General features: G+C 63.1%; 11 protein-coding genes. 8 read left to right on the forward strand and 3 right to left on the reverse strand.

The features are described 5' to 3' along the window. Positions 1 to 2 precede the first annotated feature (2 nt). Positions 3 to 3,878 carry an amidohydrolase family protein gene (locus KF691_14320; protein MBX3390619.1) on the reverse strand — a complete coding sequence of 1,292 codons (3,876 nt, stop codon included), beginning with the start codon at positions 3,876 to 3,878 and terminating at the stop codon, positions 3 to 5. 125 nt (positions 3,879 to 4,003) lie between these two features. On the opposite strand from KF691_14320, the gene KF691_14325 reads away from it, so the two are divergent. Beyond that, positions 4,004 to 5,233 (forward strand): 6-phosphofructokinase, encoded by a 1,230-nt coding sequence (locus tag KF691_14325; GenBank protein MBX3390620.1) that lies wholly within the window; start codon positions 4,004 to 4,006, stop codon positions 5,231 to 5,233. Positions 5,234 to 5,301: 68 nt separating this feature from the next. After that, complete coding sequence (locus KF691_14330; GenBank protein MBX3390621.1) at positions 5,302 to 5,475, forward strand: hypothetical protein; 174 nt, start codon at positions 5,302 to 5,304, stop codon at positions 5,473 to 5,475. A 271-nt stretch (positions 5,476 to 5,746) separates the two neighbouring features. On the opposite strand, the gene KF691_14335 is transcribed toward KF691_14330, so the two are convergent. Then, the gene (locus KF691_14335; protein MBX3390622.1) at positions 5,747 to 6,493 is read right to left on the reverse strand and encodes a DUF1579 domain-containing protein; all 747 of its coding nucleotides are present in this window, start codon (positions 6,491 to 6,493) and stop codon (positions 5,747 to 5,749) included. 195 nt (positions 6,494 to 6,688) lie between these two features. Beyond that, positions 6,689 to 7,843 carry a 3,4-dihydroxy-2-butanone-4-phosphate synthase gene (ribB, locus tag KF691_14340; protein ID MBX3390623.1) on the reverse strand — a complete coding sequence of 385 codons (1,155 nt, stop codon included), beginning with the start codon at positions 7,841 to 7,843 and terminating at the stop codon, positions 6,689 to 6,691. Positions 7,844 to 7,983: 140 nt separating this feature from the next. Here ribB and KF691_14345 point away from each other — a divergent pair, with 140 nt between their 5' ends. The 6 genes from KF691_14345 to KF691_14370 all read left to right on the forward strand — a co-directional run bounded on the left by KF691_14345 (position 7,984) and on the right by KF691_14370 (position 14,411). Next, on the forward strand, positions 7,984 to 8,787 hold the full coding sequence (locus tag KF691_14345) for a hypothetical protein (GenBank protein ID MBX3390624.1): 804 nt from the start codon (positions 7,984 to 7,986) through the stop codon (positions 8,785 to 8,787). A 169-nt stretch (positions 8,788 to 8,956) separates the two neighbouring features. Then, positions 8,957 to 9,643 carry an O-methyltransferase gene (locus KF691_14350; GenBank protein MBX3390625.1) on the forward strand — a complete coding sequence of 229 codons (687 nt, stop codon included), beginning with the start codon at positions 8,957 to 8,959 and terminating at the stop codon, positions 9,641 to 9,643. 206 nt (positions 9,644 to 9,849) lie between these two features. Continuing rightward, the gene (locus tag KF691_14355) at positions 9,850 to 10,263 is read left to right on the forward strand and encodes a carboxymuconolactone decarboxylase family protein (GenBank protein MBX3390626.1); all 414 of its coding nucleotides are present in this window, start codon (positions 9,850 to 9,852) and stop codon (positions 10,261 to 10,263) included. Between the two features lie 161 nt (positions 10,264 to 10,424). Continuing rightward, the gene (locus KF691_14360) at positions 10,425 to 11,729 is read left to right on the forward strand and encodes a hypothetical protein (GenBank protein MBX3390627.1); all 1,305 of its coding nucleotides are present in this window, start codon (positions 10,425 to 10,427) and stop codon (positions 11,727 to 11,729) included. A 93-nt stretch (positions 11,730 to 11,822) separates the two neighbouring features. Then, complete coding sequence (locus tag KF691_14365) at positions 11,823 to 12,998, forward strand: hypothetical protein (protein ID MBX3390628.1); 1,176 nt, start codon at positions 11,823 to 11,825, stop codon at positions 12,996 to 12,998. Positions 12,999 to 13,034: 36 nt separating this feature from the next. Then, a complete protein-coding gene (locus KF691_14370) occupies positions 13,035 to 14,411 on the forward strand; it encodes a hypothetical protein (GenBank protein ID MBX3390629.1) in 1,377 nt (458 codons plus the stop codon). Positions 14,412 to 14,444 lie beyond the last annotated feature (33 nt).

Consider the following 14,444-nt stretch of genomic DNA (forward strand, 5'->3'; position numbering starts at 1 on the left):
CTCTACTGCACCGCGTGGACGAGCCCGCACCCGCACTCACCCGGCATGTTGGAATCGAGGCTGCCGCGCCGATTCAGCATGTCGAGCATGATGCGCTCACGCGCCGCGTCGGCGTCATCCATCTCGGAATCCTTCGGCCCTTCGCCCCCGCCGCCGCGCGCCGGCGGCTCCTTCTTCAGCTTCTGGATGATTCGCTGGCGATTCTCGTTGTTCTGCTTGCGAAGTTTCGCGTCCATGTCGAGCGAGAACATCTCGCGACCATCGATGAACACGCGCTCGGCGTGCGAAGAAACCGAGAGCGGATCCGCGCTCCAGATCACGACATCCGCCTCTTTTCCCGGCTCGAGACTGCCGACCCGCTTTTCGAGACCGAGCTGAATCGCCGGATTGATGGTCACGAACTTGAGCGCCTCTTCCTCTGAGAGATTCCCGTACTTCACGGCCTTTGCCGCTTCCAGATTTAGCCGGCGCGCCATCTCGTCGCTGTCGGAGTTGTAGCTCACGACCACGCCGACATCGTGCATCAGAATCGGCCCCTGCGCGATCGCGTCCTGCACCTCGACCTTGTAGTTCCACCAGTCGGAGAACGCGCTCGCCCCGCGCGCGTTGTCGCGCACATCGGTCGCAACCTTGTACCCCTCGAGAATGTGCTGCCACGTCCCGAGCTTGAAATTGAATTCCTTGCAGATCTTGGCGAGCGCGAGCAGTTCATCCTGCCGGTAGCTGTGGCAATGCACGAGGCGCGAACCGCTCAGCACTTCCGCGAGCGCTTCGAGTTCGAGATCCCGGCGAGGCGGCAGCGCACCGGCCCCGTGCTTGCCCGCGCTCCAATCCCTCCACGATTGCTCGTATTCCCGCGCCGCCGTCAACCGATCTCGGATGAGCGCTTCGACACCCATGCGCGACTGCGGATACCGGTTGCGGCTGCTGCCGTTCACCTGCCGCGGGTTTTCTCCGAGCGCCCACTTCACTCCCGGCGGCATCGGATACGACTTCTTCACGCCCGGCGCGAACGGATTCGCGTCATCGAACGAATCGCGCCCCGCAAAGTGCAGGTCATCCGCGCTCGTTGATCCCCAGCGATTCTTGTTCACCGCGGTTTGTCCGCCGATCGCGTTCGCCGAACCGTGCAGGCTGTTCACCGCAGTGACGCCGCCCGCGAGCTGCCGATACCACGAGATCGAATCGGGATCGGTCACATCCTGAATGCGCACTTCCGAAGTGACCGCCTGCCCGCCCTCGTTCACGCCCTTCGAAATCCCCGTGTGGCTGTGGCAATCGATGATCCCCGGCGTGACATGCTTGCCTTTCGCGTCGATCACGATCGCGCCGTCGATCGGCGCCGCACCGCCCGCGATGACCGAATCGATCTTTCCGCCCTTGAGCACGACCGACGCATCTTTCAGAATCCCCTGCGGCCCGCTCGTCCACACCGTCGCGTTGGTGATCACGACGACCGGCGCATCACCGGTGAATGCCGCGCGATCATCGCGCTCGTACGCACCGAACGGATAGCCGATTTCGTCGGGCAAATCGGCGAGCACTTCCGGATCACCGGGCTTTCGCGATCCTTTCCACTGATGCGTCGAACCATCGGGCACGACCATCGATCCGATGAGTTGATCGCCCTCGAGCTTTGCTTCCACTTTCACAAGTCGATCCGAAGGCGCATCGCGCGAAGGATCTGCGAGTTTGCCCATGTCGCACGTGTACTTGATGGTCCCATCTTTGATCGAGACGTCGTCGGCCTTGAGAACCGTGTTGTTCATCCGCAGGGTAACGGTTCCGTCTTTGCGGATGCAGATGAGCGAGCCGCCGCCTTTCTTGCCATCGATCTCTTCGAGCAGGAAACAGCCGACCAATCCCGGCATTTTCCGTGCGGCATGTTCCTGATTTTCCTCTTTCCTCACCGCGCGCCACTTGAGCGGTTCGCCGCTGGTTGTGAGCGCGATCCCCTCCATGGATTGATTGTCGGGTGCGAGCGCGGCGGAAGCGCTGAACACGCCTTCTTTGTCGAAGGGCTTGTGCTCGAAGGAGTAGGAAACGCGCCGGCCTTCGACCGCGACGTTCTTGCCCTTGGAAGTCGTGACTTTGGGATTGCCCTTATCATCCTTCTGATCGGTGAACGTCTTGGTGATCGTCAACTCACCGGTGTTATTGAAGGTGAGGCTGATGGTGCCGTCCATCGGCTTGTCCAACGTCACATCCCATACTCCCGCAAGCTGCGACGCACCGGCAAGCGCAACTTCGGTGCGAATGCCATCCACGTACACCTCACGGATCTCGACCTTGGGAGCGCGCGGCTTGTCGGCGCGGCCGGGTCCGGCGCGCTTGCGCGCGGGACCATCGGCCTTCTCCGGTTCGGGGGCGCCCGCGTCGGGCTTGTCGGCTTTTTCGTCAGCGCTCTTGTCTTCGGGTTCATCGGGCGGGAGCGCGAAGAGATCGCCGGATGCGACGATGAAGCTCGCGGCTTTTCCGTTCTCGATGGTGCCGAGGGTCTTGTCCACACCGAGGATTGCCGCGGGCTCGGTGGTGAGCATCGCCAGCGCGGCCTCGGGGGCGAGGCCGTACTTCATCGCTTTTTCGAGGTTCGCGCGGAACTGCGAGCGCGAGCGGAGATCGGAACTCGTGAGTGCGACGCGCACGCCCTTGTCTTTCAGGCGGCGCACGTTGCTCGGCGCCTGCTCCCAAGTCATCATCTCGCGCAAGCCGGCGGCCTCGGCGGCGCCGACGGTCGAAACATCGGGCGCTTTGGGATACGAGAGCGGCACGATGAGCGGGATCTGCGGTGCATCGCCTGCCGCGGCGAGCCTTTGCGCGATGTCGTCGAGCCGACGGAATTCGAGGCCCGAGCCCTTGATGATCGCGGGGCGCTTGAACTCGCGCGCGATCTTCGCGGCGCGAACGACTTCGAGTTCGTCGCTCACTTCAAAGTACAAGGGCTGCGCGCGATCGATCAATGAATCGAGCACGCCGGGTGGGACGCTGTAGTTGTCTTTTCTTGTCTGCGCGAGCCAATCGGCGTCGCTCAAGGTCTGTCGGATCAGGGCGATCGCGCCCATTTCCGAACCCGGGTAACTCGGCCAGCGCTCGAGTTCCTGCGGGCTGAGCGAACCGGAACCGCCACCGGGTCCTCCGCCCCCAGCTCTCCCGCCGAGTTCGAAGGCGAGCGCGTGGAAGACATCGTCGCGGTAGATGGGCGGGCGCGATGCGCTCATTCCTTCGCCGGGCTTTTGCAGGCTCACGACCGCGCCGTGGCCTCGGAAGATCCCGCCCGGATTGGCGCGCACCGGCGCGGATTCATCGAAGTCATCGTCGCTGGTGTTGACGGAGAAGGGGCGACCCGAGCTTGGGTTGATGGGGACGAGTGCCGCGGCAACAAAGCCCTGATTGCGGAGCGACTCTGCCTCGCGCTCAGAAACTCCGTTGCCGTCGGTCGCGCGGCGCTGGGGCATCACCTTCGCGCTCCAGTGCGCGCCCGGCGCGTTCAGATCGGGAAGAGGCGTTGCAACTTCCACGTACGCGTCAATGAAACCGGGGTAGATGTGCAGCCCGGTGCAGTCGCGCACGATCGGTCCGATCGGCGTCGGCGCGGCTTTGCCGCCGGCTTCGGGCGTGAGGATCGCGACGATTTTCCCATCGCGGACAACAAGCGTTGCGTGCTCGACGGTCTTGCCCGGAGCGACGTGGATTGTCGCGTTCGTGAAGGCCTGCCAGCCGAGATCGGTGCGGCGCATCCCGTTCGCCGGGCCGGCGAGCGGATTCCCCGGATCGGGCGAGACGGCGTGCTGCGCGAGAGCGCCGGCGGCGCCGACCAAGCTCGAAACGATGCCGGCGGCGAGGAACGAAGAACGACGGATGAGACTGCGGAGGGTCATGGTTCGAGTCTACGGGAAAAAGCGGTTGAGGTTGCTTCGCGGAGCGCGGGAGCGCGCGTTTGGGTCGTACTATCGCGCTCGCGAGTGAGCAACGAAAACCGGACACCTGTTCAGGAGTTTTGTGTATGGCTGGAGCGAAGTTGTTGACGGGTAACGCGGTGGTCGGGCAATCGGGTGGGCCGACGGCGGTGATCAATCAGTCGCTGGTGGGTGTGGTCGAGGGTCTTCGATCCGGGCTGAAAGCGACGGGAAACGTCCAGAAGATTCTGGGGATGCGCCACGGCGTGAACGGGCTCACGAAGGGCGACCTGATCGACCTGACCGAAGTCGCGCAGGACAAACTCGAGCGCGTCGCGAACACACCGTCGGCGTCCTTGGGGAGCAGCCGCGACAAGCCGGACAAGGACTATTGCGCCAAGATTCTCAAGGCGTGCGAGCAGCACAACATCCGCTACTTCTTCTATGTCGGGGGCAACGACAGTTCGGACACGTGCCGCATCGTGAACGAACTGGCTCGTACCTCGGGCTACGAGCTGCGCTGCTTCCATGTTCCGAAGACGGTGGACAACGATCTTCCGGTGAACGATCACACACCGGGGTTTCCGAGCGCGGCGCGCTTTGTCGCGATGGCGTTTGCCGCGGACAGCCTCGACAACCGGAGCCTTCCCGGCATCAAGATCAACGTGGTGATGGGAAGGCACGCGGGTTTTCTGACCGCGGCGAGCGCGCTGGCGCGTTCGATAGGCGGCGACCCGAATGACGGGCCGCACCTGATCTATCTTCCCGAGGTCCCGTTCGACACGGATCAGTTCATCGCGGATGTCGAGAAGGTGTACTCGAAAACCGGGCGCTGCCAGATCGCGGTCAGCGAAGGGATTCAAGATAAAAACGGGCAGGCGATCGGCGCGAAGCTGATCAAGGGCGGCCAGGTGGACAGCCACGGCAACGTGCAGCTTTCCGGTTCGGGCGCGCTCGGCGATCAGTTGTCTGATCTGGTCAAGAGCCGGATCAAGGGCAAAGACGGAAAGCCGCCTCGCGTGCGCGCGGACACGTTTGGGTATCTGCAGCGCTGCTGGCCGGATGCAAGCGTCGTGGACAAGCAGGAAGCGCGCGAAGCTGGGCGCGTGGCGGCGAAGGCTGCCGCGGCGGGTGAACTCGACGGCTCGATCGCGCTGATCCGCGCGCCAGGAAACCCCTACCGCTGCGAGTTCAAGCGGATCGAGCTGACTGATGTCGCGGCGAAAACCAAGCACATGCCCAAGGAGTTCATCCAGGGGACGAACGATGTGAGCCAGGCGTTTCTTGACTACGCCCGCCCGCTTGTGGGCCCCCTGCCGGTTTTCGACCGGATCTGATTCGCTCGGATTGCCCGCGGCATACGACGCGGCTACTCTATTGAGACTCAGTCTCAACGGAGCTCCGCATGGCCGATTCGCGATCGGAAACTCAGAAGGAACCGCCGACCTCGCCGGGCAAGTCTGCATGGGTGGCTCGCTGGGGCAAGCGCGCGGGAGTCGTGGCATTCACGTTCTTCCTTGTGAAGGGGCTGGCTTGGCTGGTGGTGCCGGTCGCGCTGGCGGCGTGGTGGTCGCAGTAACGCCGAGGTCGCGGCAGAAGAATTGACCAGGCAAAGAGATTGACGCGGCAAGAAAAAGCGCCGCGGCGGTTTCGCGCGGCGCTTCACTCCCCTTCGATTATTCCGCTGGCACTCTCCGCGCTGATCACACGAATTCCGATTCGAATCCTGCTTTCGACAGCGGGCATAAGGGATTGCAGAAAACCCCTCCGGCCGCTGAAGCGGCCGCCTCCCCCTTTGGCAAAGGGGGAGGACCAAGCCGACGCCGCGAAGAAAGCAAGTTGACCGCGTGCTACTTGCTCGGTTCGCCACCTGCGGGCTTCATGGTGGCGGCCTTGCCCTTGCGCGTGTAGGTGAGTTCCATCATCTTGTTTTCCTTGCCGTCCTTCCCGGTCTCGAAGAACTCAGAGACGTACAGGTCGGGGGACTTGAACGTCGTCACTTCGCGAGTCGCCTTCTTCTCGCCGTCGGGCTCGACGAATGTTCCCGTGAACGTGAACACCTTGCCGTCGCTCGACGCGTTGCCGGTCGAATACCACACGCCGGTGCTCATGTTGTCCACCCATGCCGCCTCGTTCTGCTTGGTGTTGTTGTTGTATCCGAGGATGAGGCGGCCTTCGAAGGGCTGCCCCATCATCTCGCTCTCGTAGGTCATGAAGACGAAGCGGCCGCCGAATTCCGACTTGGCGGTCGCGGTACCGGTCGTTTCCTCGGCCGGCGCGCCGGGCGCCATCCACATCTTTGCCTTCACGTCCCAGTCGCCGACGTACTGGAGGAGAGTCTTGTGATGCTCGCCCGGCATCATCGACTTCATCATCTCTTCCATTTGCTTGGGGTCCATTCCCCCCATCATGTCGGCGGCTTTTTTCTGGCCATCCTTCGCGGCATCCTGCGCCTGCTGCCAGCCTTGCTTCGCGGCGTCCTTGGTCTGATCCATGGTCTTCTGCGCCGGATTCTGCGGCTCATCGGCGAAGGCGACGGGAGCGGCCGCGAGGCACAGCCCTGCGAACACGACGAACAGATTTGATTTGCGTTTCACGATTCGTTTCTCCGAGCAATTCCAGATGGAGCGTGATTACCTTGGCCCACCCGCTGCACGCTTTGCGGTCCGCAACGCACACAAAGCCGGGCGCCACGGTATAGTCTATCCGGTTTTTGGACGGGATCGGAAAATTTTAGGTATTTCTTCGTAAAACGCTATTACGAAAGATTTTATCGTCGAGCGATGGGCCGCTCACTGCCCCGCCGCGATGCGTTCCACGATCTCGAGGCCGAAGGCATCGAGCCCGGGGAGGTCGCGGGCGGAATTGGTGATGAGCCGGAGTTTGGAGAGACCAAGATCGCGGAGGATCTGGCCACCGACGCCGAAATCGCGCTGGGTGCGCGAGGCGTCGCCTGCGGTTGAGGCGACGCGCGGCACTCCGCTGCTTCGCGGCGCCTGCAAGAGTGCTTCCAAATCGTCTTCGGGTTCATCGGGCATCTGCGTGCGGAGATAGACGACGGCGCCGCGCCCTTCCGCGGCGATCTTCTTCAGTGAATCACGGAGCACATCGCCGCTGGATTGCATGGATCCATTTATCTCCGCGAAAACATCGCCGAGCAGATGGCGACGGTGCATGCGCACGAGTGTCGGCTCGTTCGATGGAACGCGACCGACGCCGCCGAGCGCGAGAACGAGATGGGGCAGCGGATCGACGGCGGATTCGTACGCGATCGCATCGAACTCGCCGAAGGCGGTCTTGAGCGTGCGGATCGGGCCGAGGCGTTTGATGAGGCTGCCGTCGCCGAGACGGTGGGCGATGAGCTGCGCGACGCTGCACATCTTGAGTTTGTGCTTTTTGCAGAAGACTTCGAGATCGGGGACGCGGGCCATTTCGCCGTCGTCTTTCATGATCTCGATGATTGCCGCGGCGGGGTACAAACCGGCCATGCGGCAGAGATCGACGCTGCCCTCGGTCTGGCCGGTGCGGACGAGCACGCCGCCGTCGCGTGAGCGGAGCGGATTGATGTGACCGGGGCGGACAAAATCTTCGGGCGTGGTGCGCGGATCGATCATCATCTGGATGCAGCGGGCGCGCTCGCGCGCGGAGACGCCGGTGGTGAAGCCGTGCTTGGGGTGTCCGTCGATGGAGACCGTGAAGGCCGTGCCGCGGCTGGAGGTGTTGAGCGGTCCCTGGGCGTGCAGATCGAGGCGATCGCAATCGGCTTCGGTGAGCGAGAGGCAGAGGTAGCCCCGGGCCGACGTGAGCATGAAGGTGATGGCTTCGGGGGTGGCGAACTGGGCGGGGAGGACAAGATCGCCCTCGTTTTCGCGGTCTTCATCGTCGGTGAGGACGATCATGCGGCCGGCGCGGAGGTCATCGAGGATTTCGGAGATGGGGGAGAACACGAGACTACATTGTTCGCGTGCTGAGGTGGGAAAAAGCAGCTCAACACGGAGCAACACGGAGCAACACGGAGAAAGGCAAAAGGCCGAGAAAGACTTGGAAACTGGCGAAAGACGGAGCGAGTAATTCCGAGTAAGGCTCTATGCCCGACGCACTCTCCATGGTTCTGCGCGTCGCCACGAGCCCGATCTGGCTGCTCTGGCGTGGGTATTTGCTGCTCTGGTGGGCCTTTGACGACTCGTCGGAACGGGCGGCGGCACGCCTGAGCGCGAAGACGACCTCTGCGGCGTACATCCCGCCTCCAAAGTTCGTCGATGGCGAAGACAGCGCGGAAGCCGCGAACAGGAAAGACGCAAGGGTTTCGAAAGCCGCCAAGAAAACAGCGGTCCCTTTGCCACCCCCGATGCCCGTGCCGAGCGGGATGCTGAAGGGTGCGTTCATCGGAACGCTGGGCTTGTGCTCCTTCTTTGCGATTCTCACGGGCGGACTAGCGGCGTCGGATGCGCTCTCGGGCCCGCGGGCCACGATGCTGTGGGCGTGGGGATGCGCGGTCGCGGCGTGCTCGAGCGTGCTCCTCGTGCGCAGCGTGGCGCGGAAGCGCTGGGAGAGGCCGAAGGGGCCGGTCGGCAGAATGAAGGATGCGTGCGTCGGAATGGCGAAAGGCGCGTGCGCGAGCGTGCGGGAACGGGTGGCATCCATTGGTTCGATGGGCGGATCGTTGGGAAAGAAAGACATTCCGCAGGCTCCGGCCGAGCAGCCTGCAGCGCAAGCGACACCGGAGAGTGCGTACGGGGCCGCGGCATTCCGCAGCGCCGTCAAGAACTTGGTGCCTGCGGTCGCGCGAGGGGCGCGAGGTGTTCTCCACCCCTTGCGCGATCGCGCTTCGAAGGGGTTTGCCTGGGCGGCGGAGAAGAGCCGGGTGGATCAAAGCTCGAAGGCGGCGTAAGCAAGAGATTTCACCACAGAGAACACAGAGAACGCAGAGAAAGGCAGAAAGAGAGTTTGGCGGCCGGAGCCGTCGTCGTGCACTGCACTTCGATTCATAACTCTCTGTCTTTCTCAGTGCTCTCTGTGTGCTCCGTGGTGAATTCATTTCTCCCCAGCTACCGTGCGGCATGGACATGACCGCCGAGCGCTGGGCGTTTCTTTCGAACTACATGCGAGAGGTGTTTGCGCGAGAAGATGCGCCTCTGGGCGCGGTGATGTCGCGCGCGGAGAAGGCGGGCGTGCCGCGGATCGAGGTGAGCCCGGAGACGGGGAAGTTTCTGGAGGTGATCGCGTCGATGGCGGGAAAGAGTGGCCGAGCGAAACTGGCGCTCGAGTTCGGGACGCTGGCGGGGTATTCGAGTGTCTGGATCGCGCGCGGGATGGCGGAGGGCGGGAAGCTGATCACGATCGAGATGAGCACGGTGCACGCGGAGCAGGCGGCGGAGACGTTCCGGCAGTGCGGGCTCTCGGAGCGGATCTCGATCCGTCAGGGGCGCGTGCTGGAGGTGCTGCCCAAAATTGAAAAAGAGATCGCAAAGGAAATCGGGAACGAGAGCGTGGATCTGGTGTTCATCGATGCGCTCAAGAGCGAGTATCCGCAGTATCTGGAGGCGGCGCTGCCGCTGGTGAGGCCGGGCGGTGTGATCCTGTTCGACAACGCGCTGGCAAGCCGGTGGACGATGGACATGGAGCCCGGGAAGGACGCGGATCGGGACACGATGGATGCGCTCAATCGGAAGATGGGCGCGGACCCGAGGCTGATCGCGTGCTGCGTGCCGATCGGGAACGGGGTGGCGATGGTGAGGAAGAAGTGAGGGCGAAGAGATTCACCACAGAGGACACAGAGAACACAGAGAACACAGAGAAAAGCAATGAAGGGGAGGGGGAGGGAATTTCTCGGCCAGTGATGCCCACCTGCATTCGCAAATGACTCCCTCTTGCTTCCCGTCCCATTCTCTCCCGTTTTTCTCCGTGCTCTCTGTGTCCTCCGTGGTGAAATCTCCTCCCCGTACGATCGGGCATGACGCAAGCCACTTCGAGGTACGAGCAGTTCCAGACCTATCGCACGCGGATGAATTGCCGCATTCTCGGCGATGAGAAGGAGCGAGCCGGCGTGGGCGCGGCGCGGGCGGATGGTTCGGTCGCGCCGGGCGGAACGCTGGTCACGAAGCGGTTTTTCTCGCTCGATCACCAGACGTATTCGGAGGGCGCGCTACCGGTCAAGACCAAGGAGCTGCTCGGGCTGGTGGCGTCGGCGGTGCTGCGGTGCGACGACTGCATCGCGTACCACGTTGATCAGTGCGTGAAGCTGGGTTTCTCGGATGAAGAGATCTGGGAAGCGATGGATGTGGCGCTGATCGTCGGGGGGAGCATCGTGGTGCCGCACTTGAGGCGGGCGGTGGAGTTTCTGGATCAGGCTCGCGCGAAGGCGTGAAGAGAAGGCAATTCACCACGGAGATCGCAGAGGACACGGAGAAGAACCCGAATGCGGGCGCGTGGAACCTGATGTCGGGATGTCCTGGGTCCTGTGTTTTGAAGTCCTGAGTCGAAACGTGCCGGCACGCGGAACCTCTTTCGCTTTCATAAACTCAGCCGATGGCACAAGGTTCGGCCAAGGCGAGAGAAGTCGCGACGTGGATCGTGCGGACGCTGCGCGAGCGCGGGCATGTCGCTTATTTCGCGGGCGGGTGCGTGCGCGACGAGTTGCTCGGGACCGCTCCGAAAGACTACGACGTTGCGACCGATGCTCGGCCGGATGCGATCGCGGCGCTGTTTCCGCGCACGGCCCATGTCGGCGCGGCGTTCGGTGTGATGCTGGTTCGCCACGAGGGCGTCACCGTCGAGGTCGCGACGTTCCGCGCTGATGGCGAATACACCGATCGGCGCCGGCCCGATCAGATCACGTTTTCGGATGAAGTCGCGGACGCGAAGCGGCGCGATTTCACGGTGAATGCGCTGTTTCTTGACCCCGTGAAGCGCCCGGATGATCCGTCGCGCGTGATCGATCATGTCGGGGGCGTGGCCGATCTGCGCGCGAGGGTGCTGCGCGCGGTGGGCGATGCCGATCAGCGGCTGAGAGAAGACGACCTGCGCGCCCTGCGCGCCGTGCGTCTTTCGACGCGGCTGGGTTTCGAGATCGAGCCGGCGACGCGCGAGGCGATCCGGCGGCACGCGGGCGAACTGAGCGGGATCAGCCGCGAACGGATCGGCGAAGAGGTGCGGCTGATGCTGGCGCACGAATCGCGCGGCAGCGCGATGCGGCTGCTCGCGGCGCTCGGGCTGGATGGGCCGACATTTCAGAGGCCGGCGCGGGCGGATGCCGCGCGACCGACACTGGATCGGCTGTCCCTCGCGTCGCGTGACGAGCCGTGCGGCATCTTTGCCGGCGCGCTGGCTTCGGCACTTCTCGATCGCGAGGGTGATCGCCTCGTTCAAGCGGGCCCCGAAGCGGACGGGCTGCGCCTCGAGGTTCTTCGTGAGACACGCGGCGCACTCTGCCTGAGCAATGAGGAGCGCGACGATTGCCTGGCTGTGCTCCGGCTGACGGCTGCTTTGAAGAGCAAATGGACGGAAAGCGCGATGGCTTTTCAGAAGCGGACCGCGGCGTGCCGCGGGTTCTTCTGGGCGGTTGAAATCGTGCGGGCGATCGATGCTCCGGTCGCGGAGGCGATCGGGCGGCGTATCGAAGAGTTGAAGGGTTTGTTCGGGGGCATCGCCCCCAAGCCCTTCGTGACCGGGGACGATCTGGTCGCTTCGGGCCTGTCGCCCGGGCCGGTTTTCCGTACCGTCCTGGAGCGGGTGTACGACGGGCAATTGGAGGGCAGAATCACGTCGGCGACGGAAGGATTGGCCGAGGCGATCCGGATCTCTCGGGAACTTCACCCGCCCTCCGGCGTCTAACCTTTGACGAACCCGGTGGGCCCGGCTTCGATAGAAAGAGACGGGTTTTTTGCGCCGGCCGAGCGTCCGGCGCCCTTCATGGAGATTTCGGCGATGCTGAGCGTGTTCGCAGGCGGAGCGAGGTTACTTGGGCTGGTCGCGGCGGCGGCGCTGGCGATGCTGATCAATGTGTCGCACGTGCGGGCCCAGGATTCGGGACCCAAGCGCGTGTACGTGATGGAGTTGAACGGCGAGTTCGGCTACGACATCAGCGAGACACCGATCAGGCAGGCGATGCGCGATGCACGCAACCAGAACGCCGATGTGGTGATCGTCAAGATCGATGCAAAGTGGGAGGCGGACGAGCTCACACCTCTTCCGGACAACGAAGCGAACTTCGACGAGTTGTTCCGGGCGCAGAAGATCATCCCGATTTTCGGGGACGAGATGATGCGCGAGTGGAGCCAGCCGCCACGGCTGGTGATGTGGGTGAAGCGCGCCATGGGCGGCCCGGCGTTCATTCCGTTCATTTCGCCGGAAATCTACTTTACGAACGACGGCAAAATGGGCGGGATCGGCGGCATCGGCGTGATGCTCGAGGGCAAGGGCGACGAGGTCGTCCGTCAGAAGCAGTACTCGCTGCGGATGGCCAGAGCGGAGGGCTTCCTGATCCGGGGCGGATACGACCCGATGATCATCCAGGCGATGTGCCGCCCGGGCTATCTGCTCTCCTACCGGCTCGAGGGCGGGAGGCCGATCTTCCTCGAGCGCGCGCCGGAGCGGCCCGATGAGTTCGCGTTGACATCGGGCGAGATGGGCGACTCGATGCAGGCGAGCGTGCGCGGGACGACGAAGTCGGTGCTCACGCTGAACTCGGATACGGCGCGAGCGATCAATGTTTCGAAGGGCACGGCCGACAATCTCGACGATCTGATCTTCCAACTCGGTCTATCAAGGAACCATCAGATCGTGAACGGCGCCTCGAAGCGCATCATGGACGGCTGGAAGCGCGACCTGAACAACGCGACCAAGGAAATCAAGAGGATTCTTGAGGACTTTGACGCCGACCAGAGCGGCGGCGGCGTCGTGGCGGGCACGGGATCGTACGAGCAGCGCACGCAATCGCGGGGCAAGCAGATCCGCCAGTACGACACAATCATCAACAAGTTGAAGCTGTACGGAGAGGCGTTCGGTCCGCGCTGGCATGCGGACAACCGTGTGCCGAGTTTGACCCAGTTGGAACTTCAGCGCGAGCAGATCGAATTGCAGCAGCTCGTCGACCGAAAATAAGCGGCCAAAGAGCCACAGAACCCAGAGGCAAAGGCAATGAACAGAATCCGGATCACCAAGTCAGTGTTGGGATTGTTCGTGGGCGCCGCGCTGGCGGTCGGAATCGCCGGCATCTCGCCGCGAGCGATGGCGGCCGTGGGCGACCACGCGAGGATCACGCTTCAGAACGGCAAGACCGTCGAAGGCGAGATCGTTCGCGAGTTCGAGGGCATCGTCTGGATCAAGATCGGCTCGGGGAATCTCGAAGAAACGAGGATGTTCACGCCGAGCGAGATGAAGTCGATCGAGCGCAATCCGGCGTCGGCCGAGGCCAAGGCGGAGTCGAAAGCCGAGGAAAGCAAGGTCGAAGAAACCAAGCCGGAAGAGATCAAGTCCGCGGAAGCGATCCCCGCTCCGGCGAGTTCGGACGCGGCACCCAAGCCCCGCCGGCCGGGCGTTCCCCGTGCCGCGGTTCTGACGCTGGGTGAGGGCGGCGAACGCGACATGGTCGGTCTGTACATGATGGCCAAGCCGCTTCACGATGCGATCCCGCTGCTCAAGCAGGAAGACGTGGACATCGTGGTATTCCGGGTGAATTCGGGCGGCGGCGCGCTGCTCGAGATCCAGAAGCTTTCGGATGTGATCTACAACGAATATCGCAGGAACTTCCGCACCGTCGCGTGGATCGATTACGCGATCTCTGCCGCGGCGATGACCTCGCACGCGATTGAGGAAATCTACTTCACGCCCGAGGGCGCGTACGGAGCCTGCACCGGATGGAGCGGCGATCTGGTGGCCGTGAAGGATCGCGACCTCGAGCAGATCCTTTTCCAGATGGAGAAGATTTCTGCGCGCGGCAACCACAAGTTCGAGATCATGCGTGCGATGCAGATCATGGAGCCGTTGAGCGCTTCGATTTCTCCCGAGGGCGACGTTTCGTTCTATCAGGACACCACGTCGGGCGACATCGTGCTCAACCCGAAGGATCGCGTGCTGACGTTCAATTCCCAGACCGCGGCGAAGGTGAAGTTCTCGCTCGGAACGGCCGCCACGCTCGACGAGCTCGCAAAGGCGATGCGGCTCCCCGAAGTGGAGTGGGTCGGCGTGAAGAAACCCGGATACTTGTGGCCGATCTGCAGGGCCGAGCAGATGCAGATGGATTTCCGCGAGAAGACGGCGCGCGACGATCAGCAGTTCACCGAGTATGTGCAGACGCTGAACGCGGCACTGCAGATGGCATCGGGGCTGGACGACGAACGCAAGGCCCGTCTCGCCGGCAAAGCGCGTGAATGCATGAACCGCATTCTGTCGGCGGTGAACAACAATCCGAATCTTTCCATTTTCAAGTTCAACATCCTGCCGGACAAGTTCAAGGAAGAGTGGGTCGAGCCCACGGACAAGAAGATCAAAGATTTGACGACCAAGAAGAAATAGCCGCCTTTCTTTCGCAAATTGCCCCGAGACGCC

The sequence above is a fragment of the Phycisphaeraceae bacterium genome (assembly GCA_019636555.1).
Taxonomy (GTDB): Bacteria; Planctomycetota; Phycisphaerae; order Phycisphaerales; family UBA1924; genus JAFEBO01.

What these genes read in the sequence shown, in the direction of transcription:
- KF691_14345 (MBX3390624.1), top strand. Translation starts at nt 7,984, where the DNA reads ATGCCCGACGCACTCTCCATGGTTCTGCGCGTCGCCACGAGCCCGATC.
- KF691_14355 (MBX3390626.1), top strand. Translation starts at nt 9,850, where the DNA reads ATGACGCAAGCCACTTCGAGGTACGAGCAGTTCCAGACCTATCGCACG.
- KF691_14370 (MBX3390629.1), top strand. Translation starts at nt 13,035, where the DNA reads ATGAACAGAATCCGGATCACCAAGTCAGTGTTGGGATTGTTCGTGGGC.
- KF691_14360 (MBX3390627.1), top strand. Translation starts at nt 10,425, where the DNA reads ATGGCACAAGGTTCGGCCAAGGCGAGAGAAGTCGCGACGTGGATCGTG.
- KF691_14325 (MBX3390620.1), top strand. Translation starts at nt 4,004, where the DNA reads ATGGCTGGAGCGAAGTTGTTGACGGGTAACGCGGTGGTCGGGCAATCG.
- KF691_14320 (MBX3390619.1), bottom strand. Translation starts at nt 3,878, where the DNA reads ATGACCCTCCGCAGTCTCATCCGTCGTTCTTCGTTCCTCGCCGCCGGC.
- KF691_14330 (MBX3390621.1), top strand. Translation starts at nt 5,302, where the DNA reads ATGGCCGATTCGCGATCGGAAACTCAGAAGGAACCGCCGACCTCGCCG.
- KF691_14365 (MBX3390628.1), top strand. Translation starts at nt 11,823, where the DNA reads ATGCTGAGCGTGTTCGCAGGCGGAGCGAGGTTACTTGGGCTGGTCGCG.
- KF691_14350 (MBX3390625.1), top strand. Translation starts at nt 8,957, where the DNA reads ATGGACATGACCGCCGAGCGCTGGGCGTTTCTTTCGAACTACATGCGA.